Source organism: Lacticaseibacillus sp. YLM2-1 (assembly GCF_056583465.1).
Window position 1 is genome coordinate 2,635,897 of sequence record NZ_CM152617.1, and the last position, 22,908, is coordinate 2,658,804.

23 protein-coding genes are annotated in these 22,908 nt (G+C 46.8%); 5 read left to right on the forward strand and 18 right to left on the reverse strand.

Annotated features, from left to right (window positions below; translation table 11 throughout):
* Positions 1 to 42 precede the first annotated feature (42 nt).
* Positions 43 to 525 carry a ribonuclease H family protein gene (locus tag AC07KQ_RS12740; RefSeq protein ID WP_003567838.1) on the forward strand — a complete coding sequence of 161 codons (483 nt, stop codon included), beginning with the start codon at positions 43 to 45 and terminating at the stop codon, positions 523 to 525.
* A gap of 5 nt (positions 526 to 530) precedes the next feature.
* Here the strand turns inward: AC07KQ_RS12740 and AC07KQ_RS12745 are convergent, their stop codons facing one another.
* A complete protein-coding gene (locus tag AC07KQ_RS12745) occupies positions 531 to 1,433 on the reverse strand; it encodes a LysR family transcriptional regulator (RefSeq protein WP_003567840.1) in 903 nt (300 codons plus the stop codon).
* A 249-nt stretch (positions 1,434 to 1,682) separates the two neighbouring features.
* On the opposite strand from AC07KQ_RS12745, the gene AC07KQ_RS12750 reads away from it, so the two are divergent.
* Positions 1,683 to 2,885: an aminotransferase-like domain-containing protein gene (locus tag AC07KQ_RS12750; RefSeq protein ID WP_003567842.1), complete on the forward strand. Its 1,203-nt coding sequence runs from the start codon at positions 1,683 to 1,685 to the stop codon at positions 2,883 to 2,885.
* 304 nt (positions 2,886 to 3,189) lie between these two features.
* Here AC07KQ_RS12750 and recA read toward each other — a convergent pair whose 3' ends face one another.
* Entirely contained in the window at positions 3,190 to 4,383 is a 1,194-nt protein-coding gene (recA, locus tag AC07KQ_RS12755) for a recombinase RecA (RefSeq protein ID WP_003567844.1), read from the reverse strand.
* A 399-nt stretch (positions 4,384 to 4,782) separates the two neighbouring features.
* Here recA and AC07KQ_RS12760 point away from each other — a divergent pair, with 399 nt between their 5' ends.
* Complete coding sequence (locus AC07KQ_RS12760; RefSeq protein WP_003567846.1) at positions 4,783 to 5,481, forward strand: DUF554 domain-containing protein; 699 nt, start codon at positions 4,783 to 4,785, stop codon at positions 5,479 to 5,481.
* Between the two features lie 157 nt (positions 5,482 to 5,638).
* Here the strand turns inward: AC07KQ_RS12760 and AC07KQ_RS12765 are convergent, their stop codons facing one another.
* The 4 genes from AC07KQ_RS12765 to pfkB form a co-directional block, all read right to left on the reverse strand.
* Entirely contained in the window at positions 5,639 to 6,112 is a 474-nt protein-coding gene (locus tag AC07KQ_RS12765) for a DUF7679 family protein (protein WP_003567848.1), read from the reverse strand.
* A 319-nt stretch (positions 6,113 to 6,431) separates the two neighbouring features.
* Positions 6,432 to 6,770, reverse strand: coding sequence for a hypothetical protein (locus AC07KQ_RS12770; protein WP_003658790.1), 339 nt, complete (start codon positions 6,768 to 6,770; stop codon positions 6,432 to 6,434).
* Positions 6,771 to 6,818: 48 nt separating this feature from the next.
* Positions 6,819 to 8,801, reverse strand: a complete 1,983-nt coding sequence (locus tag AC07KQ_RS12775; RefSeq protein ID WP_003567850.1) for a fructose-specific PTS transporter subunit EIIC — start codon at positions 8,799 to 8,801, stop codon at positions 6,819 to 6,821.
* 3 nt (positions 8,802 to 8,804) lie between these two features.
* Positions 8,805 to 9,734, reverse strand: coding sequence for a 1-phosphofructokinase (pfkB, locus tag AC07KQ_RS12780; RefSeq protein ID WP_003567852.1), 930 nt, complete (start codon positions 9,732 to 9,734; stop codon positions 8,805 to 8,807).
* 125 nt (positions 9,735 to 9,859) lie between these two features.
* Between pfkB and AC07KQ_RS12785 the strand changes: the two genes are divergently transcribed.
* On the forward strand, positions 9,860 to 10,612 hold the full coding sequence (locus tag AC07KQ_RS12785) for a MurR/RpiR family transcriptional regulator (protein ID WP_003567854.1): 753 nt from the start codon (positions 9,860 to 9,862) through the stop codon (positions 10,610 to 10,612).
* Positions 10,613 to 10,716: 104 nt separating this feature from the next.
* Here the strand turns inward: AC07KQ_RS12785 and glpK are convergent, their stop codons facing one another.
* On the reverse strand, positions 10,717 to 12,231 hold the full coding sequence (gene glpK, locus AC07KQ_RS12790; RefSeq protein WP_003567856.1) for a glycerol kinase GlpK: 1,515 nt from the start codon (positions 12,229 to 12,231) through the stop codon (positions 10,717 to 10,719).
* Between the two features lie 403 nt (positions 12,232 to 12,634).
* The gene (locus AC07KQ_RS12795) at positions 12,635 to 12,754 is read right to left on the reverse strand and encodes a putative holin-like toxin (RefSeq protein ID WP_003567858.1); all 120 of its coding nucleotides are present in this window, start codon (positions 12,752 to 12,754) and stop codon (positions 12,635 to 12,637) included.
* A gap of 373 nt (positions 12,755 to 13,127) precedes the next feature.
* On the opposite strand from AC07KQ_RS12795, the gene mazE reads away from it, so the two are divergent.
* Positions 13,128 to 13,370, forward strand: coding sequence for a type II toxin-antitoxin system PemI/MazE family antitoxin (mazE, locus tag AC07KQ_RS12800; protein ID WP_003567861.1), 243 nt, complete (start codon positions 13,128 to 13,130; stop codon positions 13,368 to 13,370).
* 283 nt (positions 13,371 to 13,653) lie between these two features.
* Here the strand turns inward: mazE and AC07KQ_RS12805 are convergent, their stop codons facing one another.
* From AC07KQ_RS12805 to AC07KQ_RS12850, 10 genes are all read right to left on the reverse strand, one after another.
* Positions 13,654 to 14,256 carry a hypothetical protein gene (locus AC07KQ_RS12805; protein ID WP_003567866.1) on the reverse strand — a complete coding sequence of 201 codons (603 nt, stop codon included), beginning with the start codon at positions 14,254 to 14,256 and terminating at the stop codon, positions 13,654 to 13,656.
* A 51-nt stretch (positions 14,257 to 14,307) separates the two neighbouring features.
* Positions 14,308 to 15,453 carry a galactonate dehydratase gene (gene dgoD, locus AC07KQ_RS12810; RefSeq protein ID WP_003571577.1) on the reverse strand — a complete coding sequence of 382 codons (1,146 nt, stop codon included), beginning with the start codon at positions 15,451 to 15,453 and terminating at the stop codon, positions 14,308 to 14,310.
* Between the two features lie 37 nt (positions 15,454 to 15,490).
* Positions 15,491 to 16,867 (reverse strand): PTS galactitol transporter subunit IIC, encoded by a 1,377-nt coding sequence (locus tag AC07KQ_RS12815; protein ID WP_003567870.1) that lies wholly within the window; start codon positions 16,865 to 16,867, stop codon positions 15,491 to 15,493.
* Between the two features lie 56 nt (positions 16,868 to 16,923).
* A complete protein-coding gene (locus AC07KQ_RS12820; protein WP_003567872.1) occupies positions 16,924 to 17,211 on the reverse strand; it encodes a PTS sugar transporter subunit IIB in 288 nt (95 codons plus the stop codon).
* Between the two features lie 50 nt (positions 17,212 to 17,261).
* Complete coding sequence (locus tag AC07KQ_RS12825) at positions 17,262 to 17,729, reverse strand: PTS sugar transporter subunit IIA (protein WP_003567874.1); 468 nt, start codon at positions 17,727 to 17,729, stop codon at positions 17,262 to 17,264.
* Positions 17,730 to 17,744: 15 nt separating this feature from the next.
* Positions 17,745 to 18,371, reverse strand: coding sequence for a bifunctional 4-hydroxy-2-oxoglutarate aldolase/2-dehydro-3-deoxy-phosphogluconate aldolase (locus AC07KQ_RS12830; RefSeq protein WP_003571583.1), 627 nt, complete (start codon positions 18,369 to 18,371; stop codon positions 17,745 to 17,747).
* Positions 18,372 to 18,494: 123 nt separating this feature from the next.
* A complete protein-coding gene (locus tag AC07KQ_RS12835) occupies positions 18,495 to 20,534 on the reverse strand; it encodes a BglG family transcription antiterminator (protein WP_003567880.1) in 2,040 nt (679 codons plus the stop codon).
* A gap of 219 nt (positions 20,535 to 20,753) precedes the next feature.
* Positions 20,754 to 21,068 (reverse strand): PTS sugar transporter subunit IIA, encoded by a 315-nt coding sequence (locus AC07KQ_RS12840; RefSeq protein WP_003567882.1) that lies wholly within the window; start codon positions 21,066 to 21,068, stop codon positions 20,754 to 20,756.
* Positions 21,069 to 21,151: 83 nt separating this feature from the next.
* Positions 21,152 to 21,466, reverse strand: a complete 315-nt coding sequence (locus AC07KQ_RS12845) for a PTS sugar transporter subunit IIB (protein ID WP_003567884.1) — start codon at positions 21,464 to 21,466, stop codon at positions 21,152 to 21,154.
* The gene (locus AC07KQ_RS12850; protein ID WP_003567886.1) at positions 21,459 to 22,889 is read right to left on the reverse strand and encodes a glycoside hydrolase family 1 protein; all 1,431 of its coding nucleotides are present in this window, start codon (positions 22,887 to 22,889) and stop codon (positions 21,459 to 21,461) included. The genes AC07KQ_RS12845 and AC07KQ_RS12850 overlap by 8 nt, the downstream gene beginning before the upstream one ends.
* Positions 22,890 to 22,908 lie beyond the last annotated feature (19 nt).

The following is a 22,908-nucleotide window of genomic DNA, read 5'->3' on the forward strand; positions in this document are numbered from 1 at the left end:
GCGTTCCCCTACAATAGATAGCAGTTAGAAAGCGAGGAAATCATGGCTGAATCAATTGTACTTTATACAGATGGCGGTAATCGCAATACAGGAAATCAGGCGGGTGGATCGGTTCGCCCCACGGATAAAAGCGCATGGGCCGCATTGCTGATCTACGGAGATCACGAAAAAATGCTATCTGACGGCGACTATGGCCGAACGAATAATTATATGGAAATTATGGCCGTTATTCAAGGCTTAAAAGCCCTCAAACGCACAGATATTCCCGTCGATGTTTATTCCGACTCTGCTTACGTCATCAACACCATGCAGCAACGTTGGTGGGTAAAATGGCAACAAAACAATTGGCGCAACCATGGCAAACCAGTTAAAAATGCCGAGCTTTGGCAGGCCTTGTTGCACCAAGTCAATCGCTTTGAAACGATTACCTTTCACAAGGTCAAAGGCCATGCCACCAATCGCAACAACAATCGCGTCGATGCGGCCTTGAATCAAACCATGGACCAGCTTGACGATCATGTTTAACTATTTTACCCCTGATGGCCGAGAAATGCTTCACCATAAGTCTCAGCTAAGAAACTATGAATCACCTGCTGCATGCGCTGCACAGAAGGTGATTTTTTTATGGTCGGATTAATCACGAGACACAGCGTCCGCTCAAAGGGCTCAGAAAATGGGTACATGTTGACATCGCCAACTAACTTCTGCACCGCTAGTTTCGGCAAAATGCCCATCCCCAAACCTGATTCCACCATCGACAGAATGCTTTGGTCATCAATTGAATAATTAATTGCATTGCTTGACACATGGTAGCGGTCCAACGCATTTTTGGTATCTCGATCATAGTCAATCTGCTGCAAAATGAAGTTCTGCTTATCGACATCGGCCTGTGTCACTGTGCGGCCGTTTTTAGGCTTGAATTGCTTGGGCGTGATGCAGTAGATGGGATCCTTTAATAACGGCTCTACCACGACGCCAGGACCAACTGGTAAGGAGGAAAAACCAATGTCGGCAGTTCCCAGTCGGACCGCTTCAACAATCCGGTTAAAAGTGCCTTGCACCACGCTAATTTCAATGTGCGGATAGCGCTTTTTGAAGCGGCGGATAATTGTTGGCAGCCAATTCGTCGAAACCGACGAGAACGCACCAATGCGGATGCGGCCGGTATTAACCCCATTAATGTTGTCCGCAACCTGCGTCAGCTGCTCCTCGAGATTCTGGATGCTTTGAATAATCGGCAGCACCTGCGCCCCGTCTTCAGTTAGTGCCACTCCCGTTCGATTACGAATCAAGAGTGGGAAACCCAGTTCTGTTTCCAGCTGACTGACACTATGACTCACGGCACTCGGCGTTACATTCAGCTCCGCCGCCGCTTTCGCTAATGTGCCTCGCTCCACAACCTTGCTAAAAACTTCATAAGAAAAGTTAGCCATTTGCCCCTCCTTGAAGTGACACCAACTGTCACTTCGTTGTGATAAATCCTTTTAGACTAGGAATAACAGCTGTTCGTTCCTTTTAAGGTGAATAAAATTCATCATAAACTGAAATAGTTGAGCTTTACTCAATCATACAAGCCGTTTTACACTAGTGTCAATAAGAAAACGTTGGTACTTCACCAAAGCATCAACGTCATAAAGACGTCGGCACCCGTTTTAATCGCAAACGTCAAAGGGGGATTCATCATGAAATTCGCAACACGTACTCAAAAAACTGGTCATTCAGGTTTAGAAGATCTATTTGCTGCTTCTGGTCCAAATGTCATTTCATTTGCCGGTGGTTATCCAGATCGCGATTTATTCCCGACAAAACAACTTAATCAGGCATTTAGTCAAAACTTTACAAGTGGCGATAGGGAATTGCTTCAATATGCCAGCACAGAAGGTTACGAACCATTACGTGCCAAGATTGCAGCTCGTCTGCAGACAACTGGGATGCAGGTCGACGCCGATGACATCATGATGACCCAAGGCGCTCAACAAGGCATCGATCTAGTGGCGCGGTTAATGTTGGATCCAGGCGACGGTTTGGTTGTTGAAGCCCCAACTTACTTAGGTGCACTTGCTGCTTTTAACGCCTATCAACCCACCTATTACGAAGTACCGATGCAAGCTGATGGCATGGACATCAATGCCTTACAACGCATTCTAATGAGTCGCAAAGTCAAGTTCATCTACACCGTTCCTGATTTTCAAAATCCTACTGGGGTTGTGATGTCCTTGGCCAAGCGGCAGGCAATTATTCGCCTCGCCAACCAGTATGATGTCATGATTTTGGAAGATAATCCGTATCGCGACCTTCGTTATACTGGCAAAGCCTTGCCGACGATCAAGTCACTTGACACAGAAGGACGCGTCATCTATCTTGGCAGTTTTAGTAAAATTCTTTCTCCAAGTCTGCGCATGGGCTGGTTGGTCGCTGCGCCCAATCTTTTAAAAGAGTTGCTGGCCTTAAAAGGCGGCAGTGATCTGGAATCCAGCAATCTGGTAATGCACGGGATCAATACCTATATGGAAAATAACGATCTTGATGCACATATCAGGGAAATTCAGGATTGCTATCGTGAGAAAAAGAATGCCATGGTGGCGGCGATGAAGCGCTATCTGCCAGAAGAAGCGCACTTCACTAATCCTGACGGCGGCTTCTTTATCTGGCTCACCATGCCAGCCGGCTTCGATATGGGCGCGTTCATGAAAGAACACCTATTACCGGAAGCCAATATCTCCTATGTGCCATCAACCAATCTATATGCGACAGCGGCTTTGTCCAACGGTGCCCGGTTGAACTTCACTGGTCCTAGTCTGGCGCAAATTGATACCGGCATGAAAGCTTTGGGTGCAGCATTAAAGGTTGCCCTGCAACACAATCTGGTTGCCGAACAAGCCTAGGCTATAACGCGTTCAAAAAAACTCGGTTAACCTTAACAAAATGACAACGTAACGATCACATTTTCGTCACACTTTGCCGGTAGTATTAACAGCATAGAAGTGAGCCACCCACTCATTCCTAAACCCCAACCTAATTTTCATTTTTCTCCTCCAAAGAAAAATCGGTGATTGGCCCCCATCCGATCACCCAATAACAAAAACGCCCGCTGCGATGGTAGCGGGCATTTTTGTGTTTTGAAGACAAAAAATCGCCGCACACTTTCTCAAAGTGTAAACGGCGATTAATCAAACATCCATCAGTTGCTTAAACTAACCGATCAACCCCAAAGCTGGCAGGGTCATCTTTCTTGTCGGCTTTCTTTTCAGTATCAGTGGTCGTTGTCTTTTCGGTCTTTTTATCAGCAGATGCCTGATCGTCTTTCTTATCATCCTGCTTCTCATCGGTTTCTTCAGGCTTCTTTGGCGCAACTTGTTCACGAATCTTTTCTTCGATTTCCTTAGAAATTTCCGGATGTTCATCCAAGTAGTGAGATGCGTTGACAAGTCCTTGGCCCAAACGTTCCTTGCCATAGTTATACCAAGAGCCAGACTTGGTGATGACGTCAATGTCATTGTCTTTATCGGTTGCCAAGTTAATCATATCGGTATTGTGTTCAATCCCGTGACCAAATGACATCGTGGTTTCAACCGATTTAAACGGCGGTGCGACCTTATTCTTAGTGACTTTCAGTTTGCTAGCGAAGCCGACAACATCTTTGCCGTCTTTCACCTGCTGCCCACGCTTGACTTCAATCCGCACAGACGCATAGAATTTCAAGGCACGGCCGCCCGGTGTCACTTCTGGGTTGCCAAACATCACGCCAACTTTTTCACGCAATTGGTTAATGAAAATAACCAGCGTATTGGTATTGTTGATCGAACCGGCCATCTTCCGCAGTGCCTGCGACATCAGCCGGGCTTGCAAGCCCACATGGCTATCCCCGATGGCACCTTCAATTTCAGCCTTGGGAACCAAGGCTGCGACAGAGTCAATGACGACAATATCAACAGCCGCTGATTCAATCAGCATTTCAGCAATTTCAAGCCCCTGTTCCCCAGAGTTTGGCTGAGACAACAGTAAGTCGTCAATATTTACGCCAAGTTCCGCCGCATACTTCGGATCCATCGCATTTTCGGCGTCAATGTAAGCCGCCTTGCCGCCTGATTTCTGCAATTCGGCAATAGTCTGCAACGCAATCGTTGTTTTCCCGGTACTTTCAGGACCATAGACTTCAACGATTCGGCCACGCGGTAACCCGCCGACACCGAGTGCAAGATCCAAGGATAAAATGCCTGTTGAGACGACATCAACCTTCAGTTCCGGTCGATCGCCCATCTTCATGACGGCACCTTCACCAAAGGCTTTCTTGATCTTCTGAAGGGCTTTTTCTAGTTCGGTATCGCGATCTGTAGCATCGGATTTAGTATTATCATTCTTTGCGGTCGTTTTCTTAGCCATACTTGTCTCCTTAAATGCGCTCACTGGCGCAAAAGTCTGTATGTAAGCACCTTGGTCACAATAGCTCAACCAGACCACTTATATCCCAGTCTTTAACCATGCCAGTTCACGCTTTGTCTTATAAAAATGCGCCAACAGTTTCAAAAACCTGTGCACGCTATTTTAAACATATACATCCGAGTATCAATTTACGCTGTCTCCATTATCGAACATGCGTTTGTTTTTTGCAAGCTTTTACGTTAAAAAAGTCATCCCCAAAAATTGTATGCAGGTGACTGCTTTATTTTACCTGATACTGACACCTTTTTGGTAAAAATGACGCGTTATTTATGGCACACAAGCATGGTATGATGAGGCGATTGGCTTGATACTACAAAATATGTAAACGAGGAAAATGAAATGATGTTCATGGGTTCTATTGTCAATGGGTTGACGATTATCGGTGGCGGACTCTTAGGCTTGATTCTCCACAGTATTAGCGATCATGCTAAAGATACTGTCACCAAAAGTCTTGGGCTTGGTACCTTCGCATTGGGCATTCAAATGGCCTTGCAGACAAAAAGTTTTATTGTTATGGTCATCAGCCTTTGCCTTGGCGGCTTGATCGGTGAGTGGTTGCATATTGAAGATGGCATGAACCACCTCGGTTTAATGTTGGAACAGCGCTTTGCCCGCGGCAATCAGCATTTTGCGGAAGGGTTCGTGACCGCCACCCTGATTGCTGTCATCGGTGCCATGGGTATTTTAGGCGCGATTCAGGCGGGCGTTTCTGGAGACAATACCACGCTATATACTAAATCCGTCATGGACGGGTTCATGGCGATTATGCTGACCGCGTCACTCGGGGTTGGCGTGATCTTTTCCGCGTTGCCAGTGATCATTTATCAAGGCACAATCACACTCTTCGCCAGTTTTTTAGTCCAATTCGTTCCCAAGGCATTGATGACGAACGCACTCCGCGAAATTGGTGCAGTCGGCGGCTTAATGATCTTGGGGATTGGGTTAAACTTGATGGGCATTACTAAAATTCGTATTTCTAATCTGCTGCCTGGCTTGCTAGTCCTTGTTGCGATCCTAACTGGTCAGTATTTTCTATGATTAATGATTGAACCATTTAGGAGGAGGCTATTGGCAGATCATAAACTGACCGGTTTGAACGGTTGTGGTGATAAATCAGAGCAGATTTTTACCAAAAAAACGACCCCCTGCTTCACTGGCATGGGTCGTTTTTTTTGGTAAAAGTGCCGATTATGATTCAGAAATTCGGAATGAGCCGCTGCTTTTGGCGATGGAAACGATAGTAAACCAGTTTGCAATGCCAATCACGCACGACACCCAGCAAGTGCGAATTGGCATCATAATACCAGTAGCGCAGATCATCTTTTAGGTACTGCTGATTCAACCATGCATGATCGTGCCGCAAGAAAGTATAACTTTCAAGCATGTCCTGCTCTCGCCAAACATCAGGCAATAAGAATTGGCTACGGGTAAACCGTTTTAAAAACCGATCTGAATAATAAACCCGCTCAATGCGACCGACAAACAATGCCGTCTCGCCTTTACCCACATATGGCGCCATGGGCACAACAATCAAACCACCGCGTAAACGTTCAAACCAGTCTGTTTGCTGACTGACGTTAATGGCACGTGTGACATCCTTGGGTAACCGAAAATCCAATACTAAACCATCCGGGCGTCGAACCCGAGCAACGATGTGTCGTTTTTTCATATAAAGTTCCCCCAAAACAAGTGAGCGGTCTTCAGCGCGGTTAGCAGCCAGCGTGTAAGCGGCCTTGGCCGTGATGGTCGCTCTTTGACCATTGCGGCCAAGGTTCTTACACGCTGGCTGCTGCGCTGAAGAGCGCGTTATGGTGAGCGCGAGCAGGAGCGCTTAGAAACCGGAACATAAGTGGGCTTGAACCCAAATGGCCCGATCTTGGCCATTTGGGTTCAAGATCCTTATGTATAGGTTTCTGCGACTGCGAGCGCGTTATAACTTGGCCTATAGGCGACTTGTACTAATGGCAAAAGTTTAACACTAAATGACCTCATCTGCATTGAAAACGCTTGTTTCGACAAAGTTTTTTTAAACAGTTCTGTCTGTAAAGCATTGTTCTACGCTCTTTTTTAAATGTGAACAATGTCGCCACAAAACGATAACCAATTGTTGGATTTGTCTTCACATTTCGTTCACACCCTGCCGGTAGTATAGGAAACATAGAAATGAGCCACCCACTCATTCCTACAAACCCCAACCCAACTTTTTCATTTTTACTCCTCCAAAGTAGCAATCGTCGATCGTCCCCCAAACGATCGCAACAAAAGGGCCGCCCACCCAGCGGTCCTTTTTGCTGCACCCGATCACAAGCAACGTGAAAAATTCCCAATCAAAAATGGCCTCCCGACCGAACGTGTCAGAAAGCCATTTTGGTTAATTAACGATTAAATAGATCATACAATGCATCTGGTGTCTGTGCTGCTTGGAAACTCTTGACGAAGTCTTCGTGCGTCAGCAACTTTGCTGTGTTGGACAAGTACTTCAGATGACTGCCGCTGTCATGTTCCGGGATCAAGAAGGAGATCACGGCATTGACAGGCTTGCCGTCAAAGGTTTTCCACTCAACAGGTTGCGCCAAGTGCAAGATCAACATAGCCGATCGTTTGATGGTTTCATCTTGAGCATGCGGGATGGCGATCCCTTTTTCCATCCCTGTTGATCCTTCCTCTTCACGCGCTACGTACTTTTTGAAAATGGCGTCTGCGTCGGTGGCAAGTCCATCCTTGACCGCCATGTCAGCTAGATAATGCAAAACATCATCTCGCGTCTTAGCAGGTACGTTGACCTCAATAAATTCTTTGTTGAGAATTTCGCCAGGATCAAAACTTTGATCATCATCGGTGGTTGGTGCAGGTTGATTGCGAGCATCGTCGACAGCTATTGGGGCAGCAGCGACATCGTCATCGGCAGCTTCGGTTGCTAACGCCGCTTCAACAACACCGGTTTTTACACCACGTTTTCTAGCCGACCGACCAGCGATCATGGCAAGCAGAACACCTGATGCTGCGGCGCCTACCAGAATCCATGCAACCCAGAGAAATGGCTTATTGACCAACGGCAACACGATGAAGCCGCCATGTGGTGCAGGCACCTGAATGCGTGACATGTAAGTCAAAACAGCCGCAATTGCCGAACCAACCATGAATGCTGGAATATTCATTAACGGATTCTTCGCGGCGAATGGAATCGCGCCTTCTGTGATATGCGTCGAGCCAAGAAGTGCATTGACATAACCAGCACTGCGTTCATCGCGGTTATAAGCTTTCGGGTTGAGCAGAACCGAAATCGTTGTTGCCAACGGCGGGGCAATGCAGGCCGCTGATACACCAGCCATGAAGAAGTAATTGCCTTGTGCCAGTAGTGCCGTCCCGGTCAGATAAGCCGCTTTGTTAATCGGTCCGCCAAAATCAGCGGCACACATAACGCCAACGACAATACCTAGAATGATCGGGCTGGAGCTTTCAAGTCCTTTTAACCAAGCCATTAAGCCTAAGTTCATCGCCTTCATTGGCGTATTAATCAAAAACATAATTGATCCGGCAATGAAAACGCCTAATACCGGATATAGAAAAATAGCTTTTAACCCACGGAACTCTCTGTCAGGCATGAAAGCAAATGCCTTTTGCAATAATAAGATGACCAATCCGGCCATGTAGCCACCAACAATAGCGCCTAAGAAACCTGACCCGTTGCCGCCGTTATAAGCAATCATGCCGACTGCCATCCCAACGATCAAGCCGGAACGCTTGGCAACAGCTTCACCAATATAAGCAGCCAGCACTGGCACCATGAGTCCCATTGCTGCACCGCCGACTGCATTCAGCATGGCTGCAAACTGATTGTATTGAGCGTTCTTGGGATCGGCAGAATAAATGCCCCAGAAGAAGGAAATCGCAATCAGGACACCACCGGCGACCACTAGTGGCAACATGTGTGAAACACCATTCATCAAACTCGTATAAATTTTGTTCCCGATACCCGCTGAACTAGTTTCGGTCTTTTCACCGGCTTCAGCCGTGGCTTTGCCACCTTTAGGCATGAACACCGCCGTATCGCTGCTTAACGCTTCTTGAATCAGTTTAGCCGGTTCGCGAATGCCAGCAGCAACTGGGACATTGACCAGTGGCTTGCCAGCAAAGCGATCGGCGTCGACATCAATATCTGATGCGATGACAACCCCTTTAGCGCCGCTGATTTCTTCTTGTGTCAACGGATCGTCCACCCCGGTTTGTCCGTGGGTTTCGACTTTAATTGTCAATCCCATTTTCTTAGCCGCTTGTTCCAAGGCTTCCTGCGCCATGTACGTATGAGCGATACCAGTTGCACAGCCTGTCGCGGCGATTAAATCATACTTTGCCATTACTTAACCCTCCATCTTGCGAATTTTGATTTGTCCTAACAACTCATCGGTATTTGAAAAATCAGTGATCCATGCCTGTCGTGCCGTGTCACTGCCAGCCGCAATCGCCAGTTTCAGCGTCTCTGCCAGATCATGATGCTGATACAACCCGGCTAAAAAGGTCCCAAGCATCGTATCGCCTGCACCAGCCGTGTTTAGAACGGCAATTTTAGGAGCATTGCCAACCAGCGTTACATCCTGATTCATGAACAAGGCACCTGCCGCACCAAGTGACACTAAAATGTTCTGTGCCCCAGCTTCCAGTGCCCGATGACCTAGCGTAATCATGGTCGTTAAATCAGCCTCCCCGGTCTGGTGGAACCAATTCATCAACTCAACATCGTTCGGTTTCACCAACAGCGGCTTGTAAGCCAATGCCTCAACTGCTTCAGGATACGCACTGTCAATGATCAACTGGAACCCATTTTTTTGGCTCAATGCACCCAGCTTTAATAAAAAGGCTGGCGCGATGCCTTGCGCAAAACTACCAGACACGCATAACCAATCGTCTGACCCCAGCGTGGTTAATTGTTGGTATAATTGATTTAATGTGTCCGCACTAATCTGCGGCCCCGGATTGACCAACTTATACTCCGTATCGGTTGTCACAACCCGCGCAAAGACATTAATCCGGGTAAAGCCAGCGTCCTTATAAAAATGATTTGGCACACCTTGTTGCGTTAAAAAGTCGGCGATGTAATCGAGCGTAAACCCAGCACCAACGCCAAGCGCCGTATTGTCCACGCCACGCCGTTTCAAAATGCAACTGACATTCACCCCTTTACCATTGGCTTGCACATCATAACTGTCGGTTCGATTAACCGTATTTGGCGCCATCTGTTGGGTTTTAATAAATAGATCAATTGCGGGATTTAAAGTCAGGGTATAAATCAAGTTAAGCGCTCCTTTGTGTCGTTTGTTTTGCTTATCCTTATGTTAACCGCTTTCAGCCGAAAACGGTTTTCAGTTTCAGGCGAATCTGCGCCAGTACTGAAAATGCTTTTCAGGAGGTCAAATTCATGGCTACACTCAGTCCCACCGAAGCGTACCTTTGGGATTACATTGAAAATCATCAGCAAGCCGTCGTTAACGCATCCATCACCCAACTCAGTACTGCGGCCAATGTCTCTCCTGCCACCGTTGTTCGCACCATGAAGAAAAAGGGGTTTAATGGCTATACCGATTTCCGTCACGATTTGCTAAAACGCACAGGCGATGCCGCACCGTTCAGCATTCTTGACCAAGTTGACGACCAAATCAAAAAAGTCATTATGCAAAACCAAGTGGAAGTCTATAATACGCTGGAAAATTTGAAGGTTTCTGTCATTGAAGACTCGGTTCAATTGCTAGCTAAGGCCGAAATCGTCCTGATTCTTGCGCGCGGCTTATCTGAATCAATTGCGTCGGAAGTCACTTTAAAGTTGCAACTATTAGGTAAGTACGCCGAGTTTTTCAGTGATCCAAATATCATTCAAACGATTGCCGGTCAGGTCAGCCCGAAGGCAGTCGCCATTACTATCACGTTGAATGGCGAAACTCCAGAGCTTGTTGCTGCAGCAAAGACTTTGGCGGCGCGCGACATTCCGCAAATCATTTTGACAACCAACGCAGAAGCGCCAATTGTCCAATATGCCGATGAGTTATTCGTCGGGTACAAATCCAAAGCCGCTTACTTCGACAAATATGAGGTGGCATCACGCCTGCCGCTGCAAGTTATGAGCCGTATTTTGCTGGATAGTTATGTTGTGCGGAAACGTGGGCAGAAAAGTTAACGGTCACTAGCAGGCTTTGATAACTTGCTCGTAACCACATAAAAAGGCAATGATCACTTGAGAAAACAGTGATCATTGCCTTTTTCACTTTATCCAACCATCAACTACGCTTTTGGCAGTGGCCGATGTTTAAACAACTGTGTTGCAGCGACCGCTTGTTGCCAGCCAGCGTATAAATTCTCGCGCCGGGCTTCTGACATCTGCGGTTCAAACCGCTTGCCGATCTTGAAAATCTTTTTGAGTTCATCCGTATCTTGCCAGAAGCCAACCGCTAATCCGGCCAGAAAAGCGGCGCCCATTGCCGTTGTTTCCAAATTTGCCGCTCGTTCCAACGGCTTACCTAAAATATCGGCTTGGAATTGCATCAAGTAATCATTTTTAGCAGCACCACCGTCAACACGCAAGGTGGGGACAGCGATTTGGGTATCCTTGTACATAGTATCGACCACGTCGCGCGTTTGATAGGCTAGTGCCTGCAAAGTCGCCTTGATGAAATCGGTTTTCGTCGTGCCGCGTGTCAGCCCGAAAACCGCACCGCGGGCTTCAGCATCCCAATATGGCGCCCCCAAACCTGTGAAGGCGGGCACCACATAGACTTCATCATTACTGGTTGACGCATTGGCGGCCGCCTCCGTATCTGGTGACTTTGCAACCAACCCCATTTGATCACGCAGCCACTGAATCGCTGAACCGGCGACAAACACCGAGCCTTCAAGTGCGTAATTAATTTTGCCGTCAATGCCATACGCAATCGTTGTCAGCAAATTGTTCGCGGACATGGTTGGTTTTTCACCGGTGTTCATGACAATAAATGAGCCGGTGCCATAAGTATTCTTAACCATACCGGGTGCCAGCGCCAACTGACCGAAAAGTGCACTCTGCTGATCGCCGGCCATCCCTGCAATCGGCACAGCACTGCCAAAGAAGTGATAAGCCGCCCCTTCGCCGTATATTTCGGAGTTACTGTGCACTTCAGGCAGGATCGCGCGCGGAATATTCAGCAGTTGCAGGATGTCGTCATCCCAATCCAACGTATGAATGTTAAACAACATGGTTCGACTTGCGTTCGTATAATCAGTCACGTGAATAGCGCCACCAGACAACTTCCAGCTTATCCACGTATCGATCGTGCCAAACAATAACTCGCCATTTTCTGCGCGCTGCTGGGCACCGGGAACATGATCCAAAATCCAACGAATTTTAGTCGCAGAAAAATAGGCATCAATCAAGAGACCGGTTTTCTCATGAATGGCATCCCCATGCCCCGCTTTGCGCAACTGTTCAGCAATGCCATTCGTTTGCCGTGACTGCCAGACAATCGCGTGATAAATCGGCAAACCAGTCTTTTTATCCCAGACCACCGTTGTTTCACGTTGATTCGTGATCCCAAGTCCGGCAATTTGACTAGGCTGAATCCCGGTCGAAATGAAGGTGTCTGCGATCGTTGACAACACGGCTTCCCAAATTTCATTAGCATCATGCTCAACCCAACCAGGTTCAGGAAAATATTGGGTAAATTCTTTTTGCGCCTCACCTACCATGTTGCCGGCGTGATCAACGATAACTGCCCGCGTGCTGGTGGTTCCTTCGTCGATTGCCATCATATACTTGTCTGCCATTTCCGTATCCCCCTGCTAATGACTGTTGCCGCTTTCAATTCAGTATACCGGATGTAGCGGAGGAGGTTAAGGTTCAGATGGTTTAAAAATCCCACCGCCTCAAGTTTAGTCTTATTGCAACGATTAGATCCGGCATGCTATAATGAAGATACAAAGAGGGGCGCTGGCCTCAAACAGCACTCCCTAAAAAGACCGTCACCAAACCTTCGTCAAAAGGTTTGGTGACGGTCTTGTTGTTGTCTAAGATTTGAAATTGACGTCATTGCGACACCTTGATACTGCATGCTATAATGAAGACACAAAAGGGAGCACCGGCTGCTACCAGTACTCCCCTGACAAGACCGTTGAAGACGGTCGACATTCGTTTAAGCAATCAATTAAGACCGTCAAACTCGTCAAAAGTTTAGTGACGGTCTTTTTGATTGTCTAGGATTGCTACCACAATCGTGATGATGAGCGCAATCAATGATAGTATGAAACCACCAAAGACCAGCATCAGCATCAAGGCGTCAGTAACGGACAACTAGGCACCTCCCTTCGTATAGATTTTGATCATCGCGCATAGGCGACCACCTCACAATACGTTGGATTTGCCAACCGTCATTCACTTTCTTGTCTCATCCATTATGCCATACCAAATAGCAAAACGCTTAGAGTCGCAAAGATTCTAGGCGTTTTTTAATTGCTCGTGTCACCGTGGCAGCGACTGCTTTTGAAAGCATGCAACAGAGCTCTCTATAAGTAGTACCAGCGTCATTTTATAGCTTGTTCAGCAAATATAGCGTGTATAGTCAGTCCTGTAACTTCACACATTGACGGACACTTTTGTTACACAAGCAATGATGTTGGCAGTTTACCTCACTCCAAATATAATGACATCAGAAAGGGTGATGCACATGACGGTTAAGACTAGTCGACAGGGGAATTCAATTGTGATCCCTATTCCTGTCTCGTTCAACATTGGTGAAAATGTTGAATATCAACCAAGTATAGATAAAAATGGTGTCATTCGTTTAACGCCTGTTAATCAGAATATTTTTAAAGCAGATATGACATATGATCTTCGTAAGGCCATCAGGAAAGAAAATATTGGCGATAATGGCACCCCTGACGGATATGAGAACGTTTGGAATGATTAAAACAATGTTCCAAGGAGATCTACATTGAGTCGCGCGCTAGGCATGAATATGGTTGGCCATATTTCGTCAGTTGGCAATACGTTTCTGCGAGTGTTGGTAATCAAGGACTCTGCGTACAATTAAAGCACACGACTGATTGTGCTAGTGCTGATTTTTGGGATTGTGCTGGGAACGTTTGGCATTATCGGAAAATAGATCTTATTCTCACAGAAACGAATCAAACAGACTGCAATCACCAGAAGCTGATGGTTGCAGTCTGTTTTAATGGAGCCTCGACACACGATTACCGACTTTCATGATCAGCAGTCGAAGATGACCGGCGTTTTTGCCATGGTAATTGATTTCGTTGTGGTCGATTACGAATCGCGTGTAACAATTTGGCTTGGCGATCGCGGTCATCATGCGCCTCGATTTTCTCCAAGTGAGCAAATGACTCAGCGGTTAGCAACTTAACATGCTGTGGTAAATGTTGCTTTAAGAAGTCGCGGATCACCGTTTCCGGCTGATCAAAGGTCAACGAATAACTGCCACCTTTTTTGGACCAGAACGTGACCATTGTTCCTTGCTTGATTTGCTCAGTAATGACCCGATCATAGCGCGCATAATCACTGGCATGTGCGATGGAACCATAAGTGATGACCTTTTCTTCTCCAAGTCCTTGCCGATAAAGTCCGACACTAGCCACTAGAACAGCCACAAAGACCAATCGTAGGTTACTGATCGTATTGGTCGTCCAAAACAAAGCGACAATTAAAATAGCTGCAGCAATGGACAAAGCTATTTTGAATTTGGACGACTTCGTTTTGATTTTTAGCTGCCACTGCTGCTGCAATTCCAGATAGAGTAATCCACCAAGCAAAACAGCGGTTGCTGTCACGTCAATCATTTAAATGCCTCCTCCTTCAGTTAACCAACATCTACCAATTCACTTAAATGCTTACCATTCGGCGATGGTCCCGTCATAGTTCTTCCATGCCGGGTTGCTCCAAACAAGACCTTCTTGTGCAACTTCTTTGATCTTGTCTTCGTCCATATCAATGCCAAGACCTGGGCCTTTTGGCAATTGAACATAACTGTCTTTGTATTGGAAGATTTCTTTATTTTTAACAAAGTCCAACAGGTCAAAGCCTTGGTTGTAATGAATGCCTAAACTTTGTTCCTGAATGAAAACATTCGGCGTGCAGGCATCGACTTGCAAGGTAGCGGCTAAGGAAACTGGACCGTATGGCGCATGCGGGGCAACCCCCATATCGAAGGCTTCGGCCATTGCAGCAATCTTGCGGGTTTCCAAAATACCGCCGCAAAGTGCAACATCTGGTTGAACAATATCAACGGCTCCTTGGCGGAATAAATTCTTGAAGTCCCAGCGCGTGTATAACCGTTCGCCTGTCGCCAGTGGTACCGAAACTTCGTGGGCAATATCATCAAATGACTCCCAGTTTTCAGGCAAAACGACTTCTTCTAGGAACATCGGATGGTAAGGTTCCAAAGCATGCGCCAGAACTTTCGCCATTGGCCGATGAACCCGACCGTGGAAATCAATTCCAATTTCAAGTTGATCACCAACCTGATCACGAATCGACGCAACACGATCAACGACAGCTTGCACCTTGTTATAAGAGTCAATATAGTGCAACTCCGAAGTCGCGTTCATTTTAATAGCTGTGAACCCTTTGTCAACGCGTTCTTGCGCTTGTTCTGCAACATCAGATGGCCGATCGCCACCGATCCACGAATAAACTCGGATCCGATCGCGCGCGGCGCCGCCAAGTAATTCATAAACTGGCAGATTCAAGGCTTTCCCTTTGATGTCCCACAATGCCATTTCCAAACCAGAGATAATGGTGCCATTGATCGGACCGCCACGGAAAAAGGAACGATGCATCTCCTGCCACAGCCGTTCGATTTCAAATGGATTTCGGCCAAGAAGCTTTTTGCCCATTTCATAGGCACCGGCAACCACAGTTTCGGTTTTCGTGCCGGAAATCATCTCACCCCAGCCAGCGATACCTTCATCCGTCAGTACTTTGACAAAAATCCAACGCGGCTTGACCTTATAAACTTTAATATCAGAAATCTTCAATTTTATTGTTCTCCTTTCAAACTGCAGCAACAACAAGTTACGCTTGGGCACTCTTTTCATTCTGAGCATCCATGGCTGCGTTCACATGCTTAATACCATCAAAGAAGTACCAAACACCGGCAAAGATCACGAGCAATACCGGAATCGAAATCAGCGGGTGCCAAGTAAAGGCGAAGTAAACCGCAAAGCTTTGAATCATTGAAGTTGCCGCAAATGACGAAATGTAGAGTGAGTTTGCGCCGAGCTTGATGCCCACTGACTTCGCAATTTCTGTCAGAACAGGAGCCGTCGTGGTTCCGCACCAAAGCAGTGAGGCGGTCACAACTAAACCGATAATGATGTTCTTTAAAAGATTCCCATTTGTCAGTGCCACAACAAGAGCAACCCGGAAAGGTACAACCGCCAAGTCAGCAAATGGCAGCACTTGGTTACCTGGTAAAACTAAAGCCATTAAAATGGTCAGTGGGATGATGATCAAAGCGGTCGTGATAACATCGGCATTCCCGACAACGACTGCCGCATCCAACCCGATAAACAACTTCCGGCCCTTGAAACGTTTCTGTGACCATTTTTGTGCTGAGTCGGAAATCGGCATCAGACCTTCCATGAACAGCGAGGTCATTTTCGGAATCAAGACCAGCACAGCCGCCATAGAGACGCCTAATTGCATGACCTTCATCAGATCGTAACCAGCAAAGAAGCCGATTGCCATCCCAATCAAGAGTCCCATAATCATGGAATCTCCAAAGAAGCCTAAATATTTTTGTGCATCACGAATCGAAAATTTGTTCTTTCGCATGAATGGAATCCTGTCAAGCAGCCAATTCAACGGCCACGCAATGACCAATGAGGACAATGCAGAAACTGTTGGCAGCGAAACCCCGGGCATGCCGAAGAATTCTTCGGTCATTGGCTGTGACCAGTCGGCAAGTTTAAAGGTGACCAGTGCCATCACAATCGAGGCACCAACCCCCAGTGCAATATTTTTAGTAACGAAGTAGACCATGACGCCAACAATGGCCATGTGGTGATAGTTCCAGATATCAACATCAAGCGTATGCGTCCGTTTGATAATCAGTAACACGATGTTGACGGCTAAAATAGCAAAAATCAAAATCGCGATGATCGGCGATGCCCAAGTCACGGCAGCAATTGAACCCCAGCCAACGTCTAAAGCCGTCAAGTGAGCACCAGTACGTTCGACCATTGCTTTGGCTGCAGGGCCGACATTAGTGGTCATGAAATCCAAGATCAACTTGATCCCGGCAAACCCAATGCCTAACGTTAACCCCGACTTGAATGCCTTATCGATCCGCAAGCCGAAAATCATACCGATAATCGTGATAATGACCGGTAATAGCACCGTTGGCCCAGCGGCAATTAGCCAGTTAAATACATTCATTACGATATTCATAGTGTGGTTATCCCTCCAATTTGGTTGGTAGATGCCAGTTTTGTTGATGCGTGTTCTTATTTGTCCTTAACAGCGTCATAGATCTTATTGAGGGTATCATCAGCACCAATACCAGTCAGAAGTGGCAACCCGTGAATATACGGTACGCCATGAGTCTTGCCTTCAAATTGTCCGGTTGTGACGAGCAAGTCATAATTTTCAACCTTACCCGGGACTTCCATTAACTTGGTTTGGGTTGTTTCAACATCAACCCCTTTTTCAGCAAGAAATGTCTTAATCTTAGATGCAACCACTGTTGAGGTTGCGATTCCATTACCACATGCAACTAAAATATGAGCCGCCATTATAATTTCCTCCTAAATTGAAGTGCTTTTATCAATGTTTTCCTAACAACCTACGCCTCAAAAGTTTTGCTGAGCAGTCGATAAAGCGTCTCAGCATCTTTTGCATTGGCAATTTCATGACGCAAGTGATCGTCTTGAATGACCTCAACAATCTTTTGCAGCATTTCGACTTGACCATGTGGTTCACCGATGGCCATCATGATAATGACATCTACCTCCAACTCATTTTCCACATCCCCCATATCATGAAACTTCACGGGGTGCGCCAATGTCGCGACTGAAATGGTCGTTTTTTTGACTAGTTGATAATTCGCATGGGGAATGGCAACGGTTGGCCTTGGAGACGGTAAGCCTGTTGGATACTCGGCCTCCCTGTCAAGAATTGCCTGCTTATAGCCGGCCTTAACGTAGCCTTGCCTTTGTAGATTGTCAGCAATTTGACCCAATGCATCGAGATTGTCTTTTGCTTTCAAATGGGGCAGTAATAACTTCTTATCAATTACTAAATCAACAGCCACTGATCAATGCCCCTTTCAAAGTGTGTTCTTGATATCAACAAATGCTTGCAGCGATGCAGCTAACCCGGCAACATCACGGTTAATCAGGTCTTCTTGATTGAACATGTTGGATCCAATGCCTAAATAGCTTGTTCCATGCGTTAACAAATCCTTCACGTTTTTAAGCGAGACGCCGCCGACCGCCATAAGCGGCAGTTTTCCCAGTGGTGCTTGAATGGCCTTGAAAAAGCCTGATCCAACTGTTGTAGCTGGGAATATTTTGACAATATCGGCACCTTTATCGAACATGGTATGCACTTCGGTTGGCGACATGGCAGCCGGCACTGTGATGACCTTGTGTGCCTTGGCATAAGCGAAAATGTCATCCGTAAATTCGATGGGGCTGAGCATGAACTTAGCACCTTTCCCAATCGCATCTTTTGCTTCATCCAATGTGAGCACGGTCCCAGCGCCAATTTTGAGCTTGTCGCCATATTGCGCATTGCCATTTTCAATAATGTCCAATGCGTGTGGTGTGTTCATAGTCACTTCAACCCCAAACTGATCCTCGAAACCTGCCATGGCTTGCATGATTGCATCAGCTTGGTCTGGCGTATAACCGCGCATAATGACCGTAAAAGTTGGATATTCAGATAATTCCATGTTTTTCCTCCCAAATGCGTTCTCTGGTGCAGCAACTGCTGCAAAAGGACCTCGTTCACAATGGTCAAAGTGCCACCCATCGTGCCTTATCCCATTCATGTTTCAGTCACTAACCGCGCCAGTTCACGCTCTTTTATAAGCGCTTTCATATCTTCTTAAAATGTCATAAGCTTGTTGCCCGTTTTCGGCCTTGAACAAAGCTTTCAGAGTTGCTTCGTCAGCAATGATTTCGGAAAGTTCTTGAATGGCCCGCAAATGTTGATCGGTATCTTTCACCGCGATCGGCACGATCATGCGAATACGAAAACCATTTGGATAAACAACTGGCTGTTTCAAGATGTAGAAACCAAACCCATTGCGCAACACGCCATTTTCCGGCACGGTATGTGGGATTGCCACCTGCGTTCCAATAAAACTGTAGTTGTCCGCGGCTGCTGTCTCTGCCATGAGTGTCTGGCGAAAAGGGTCGGTTACATAGTCCAACCGTTCGAGTGGCCGAATTGCCTGTTGAAGCGCTTGTTCCCAGTTGCGACTGCTACCAACCTGAATCAAATCAGGCTCAGTAAAGTCGGTCAGGCGTGGTTGGTCAACCACGGGGAGCTCTTCAACCGTCTGATCCGCTAGAAAGCGGCGCAGTGCGTGATCAAGTCCAACGGCATCCGTCACTTTTGCATGCTTGCGGACAATAGCCGTCAAAGCGGAAATACCGGTTTGAATATTTTTGACCCCGATGTCGTTCAACACCCGGTAGCGCAATTGCACTTGTTCATCGCCGCTGAGCAGGGGATGAATAATATACTGTCGTGCTGACGTCTTGAGGGGCACGGTTGTAAATACAAGATCGTAATCCCCTGAAAAATGTTCAAACTCCCGCGCTGATGTTGCTGAAAGAAAACTAATTTCCGGAAATAAGCGCCGCAGATTCTGAATCATGAGTTTGGAAACAATCAAGCCATTTGTGCAAACAACAGCCGCTCGTTCCTTACTAACATGTAAATCAGCGGACTTTTCCAGTTCCCCGTCAAAGTAAAAGGCGATCAGATTGCGCTCATCTTCCGGAATCGTTTTCCCGGTCAGTTTTTCAAGTGGTTCAATGATGGCGTTGATCGTATCGACTAAGAACCGATGTCGGGAATCAGCAGCCATCACCTGACCAATGCCAATATCATGCAGATGCAAGCCATAACGAACGCGAAAAATAGCAGGACGTAGATGAGCAAGCAATCGTTTAACGAAATCGTCTTGGTCGGTAATTTTGATGAAGGTTTGCTGTTCAAATTTTGCGACCATGGTTTGAATAGCCTTGACCAAATCCGCATCAGCAACGCCAACATCCCCGCGAATCGTATTCGCCGAAAGCAGGAGAATGACCAACCACTCGGCATCCGAGTCATTTGTCAGCCATGCTTTAGGCATTAACGGCCTTAGTGCCGAAAACTCCTCGGTATCACTGATCTGATGCTCGAAGTAATGATGATCGCTTACTCGATGAGACAGGTTGCGTGTGACATTCATCAAAACCGCCAACATCAGGAAGCTGAACGATTCGTCTGAATAAGTCACATTTCGGGCATTTTCAACCTCGCGAACAAAATGAATGACCTGTTCGGTTGGTAGTTTGCCAAGTTGTTCCATCGAACTGCGACCATCGTCGTATTTCAACAACTGCGTCACGAGATAATTCAATAAATTGCGAATGGCCAACTCCGAGCCTTCGATAAAATAACCTGCTTGGCGCGTATACTTCAGTTTTAATTGCCGCGTACTCAGAAAACGCGTCGCTGCTTTCAGATCCGCTGAAGCTGTGGTTCGACTGACACCGCTAAAATCATAGATATGAACCAGCGATAACAACTCATCGCTCACAAGCAGGTACAGGCAAATGAGCAGGATGCGCTCCTCTTCTTCGCGATAAACATACGGTTGCGGTTCTTCAGTCGCTTGCAAATTGAAAAACTCAGCAATCTCACTCGATGTGACAAACTCGCCTCGCGGTGTCCGCGTGATCTTTGGGAGTTGATGATCGACCAACTCTTCATTAATCTGAGACAATGCATACGCTAACTGACGACGAGTAATGCCAAACTTCTTTTCTAAATCACCACTTTTCAAATTTGGATGACGAATAATTTCTGAAAGGATCTGTAAGTTGCGTTTCTTCAAACAACTCTCACCTCCAGGTTCAATTTCAATTGTACGAGACAAATGGCCGTTGTGACGGCGCTTTCATTCCAGCTTTTGTGCACCCTCTCTTGGTTTGCAATGTACAAGGTGTACTCCCCAGTTCACAGACGTTGGCAACAAAGGCTTCTGTCAAAACAAAAATGGGCAAAAAAAGAACCCACAAACACGAAGTTTGTGAGCCGTTGGTACTTATTCGAATCAATCGGAGACTTTTTGGTACAAATCGACAAGTTCCCCTGCCAAATCGCGAAAAGTAATCGCCGTCATCACATGGTCCTGTCCATGCACCATCAGTAACGATACCGGTTGATGTTCGCCACTTGCCTCAGCGGTTAACATGCCGGTTTGTGCTTGGTGTGCCTCCGCCAGAAATTGATCGGCTTCTTTGAGTTTGGTTTCAGCTTGAGTAAAATCACCAGCTTTGGCAGCTCTAATTGCTTCAACTGCTGCCCCTTTTGCATTGCCGCCTGCCATGATTAACTGCATGACGACAAGTTGTTGTTGTTCATCCATAAAAGCGTCCCCCCTTAATAGCCTTGAGCGCCAGCACTGTCTTTATGTCCTGCAAGCAAATTGTTGACGCCTTTTCGGCCTGTTTATGCCATCAAATCAAGCGCTGTTTGTAGAACATGATCGCCTTTCATCAGGCCGTAATCTTGCATATTAATGACCGCTACTGGAATCGTCAGCGTCTTTTTAAAGTCACTTTCTAAGTAACGCACTTGCGGCCCAAGCAGCAACACATCAGGGTGCTCGGCTGCTAATTGATCCTGAGCATCGGAAGCTGATGCGGCAAATATTTTGACATGAACATCTGTCTGCTCAGCAGCATCCAGCATTTTTCTAACCAACATACTGGTCGACATACCTGCTGCACAAACCAGCATGATCGTCTTCTCATTTTCAGCCATGATTCTTTTCCTCACTTTCAAATGGACGCAACGTTGGCGCCACCAGTCCAGTCGCCGCCACCTGACTAAACCAGTGACCTGATTTTTTGAGTGACTTTGTTTGATTGCGTAGGTCATTACGAATCAAACCGTACCGATTTTTGTAAGCATTCAGCCATGACCAGCAGTCAATGCCGGTCCACACGAAGTAGCCATGACAATTAGCCCCTTCTGCGATAGCCTGGCTTAAGAATCGCAGGTGATCGGTCATAAACTGAATGCGATAATCGTCTTCCACCGTACCGTCCTTCAAAAACCGCTCTTCATTCGCGACGCCTATCCCATTTTCGGCCACAAACCACGGTAAATTGTCGTAACGATTCTTCACAGTCATCGCGATGTCGTATAAGGCTTCAGGATAAATTTCCCAACCTTTATCAAGATTCATTTTCCGCCCTGGTAGATCATAATTGTCAAAATAAATATCAGGCAGCCAAGGTTGCAAGCTATCTGGGGCGACAGCGGGCGCTTGCACCCGGAACGGATGGTAGTAGTTAACCCCAAGTACATCAATCCGGTTGGCAGCAATCACTGCGAGTTCATCAGGAGTTGCCTCCCATAAAACGCCATCTCGTTTGAGTCGTGCTACCAGCTCTTTTGGAAAACGGCCATGAATAGCTGGCTCTAAATAAAGATCATTCGCCCACTGTTCCGCAAATCGCGCCGCAGCCAAGTCCTCAGGTGCTTGCGAGGCCGGATAAACCGGTGTCAGATTAACAATTGTGCCAATCGTTCCTTGCGGCTGCCGATTGATCTGCCGAAACGCCGCCACAGCTTGGGCACTAGCTAAGTTCAGGTTGTACGCAGCTTGCACAGCCATCCGCCCGTCGACAATATTAGGATAGTGAAACTGATATAAGTATTGGCCGTCAACGATGACTTTAGGTTCATTGAAGGTAAACCAATGCGTCACCTGATCGCTATACAGTTCAAAACAACGCGTGGCAAATTTCACATAGAGATCCACCACATGCTTTGACTGCCAGCCGCCATATTGATGTTGTAACGTCACTGGCAAGTCAAAATGATGCAGATTCACATATGGCGTGATACCAAGTTGATGCATAGTCTTAAAAACTCGGCGATAATAATCGGCCCCTACTGGATCCACCGTGCCTGCTTCAAGATCGTCAATCAGGCGCGTCCACTGAATCGAGATTCGTAATGCCTGCACGCCTGCTTGCTTCAACAAAGCAAGATCGTTTTCATAATCGTTGTAGAAGTTCGAGGCAACATCCGGACCAACGTTGTGGTAGAAGTCTTGTGGCCGAGTATGGAAATGATAATCAAAAATGTTTTCGTGCTTTTTATGAAAAGTGCCTTCTGCCTGCGGACCGCTGGTTGCCGCTCCCCAGACAAAGTCAGCATCAAATTGAATGGTCATGTCTTAGCCTAAATGCGCT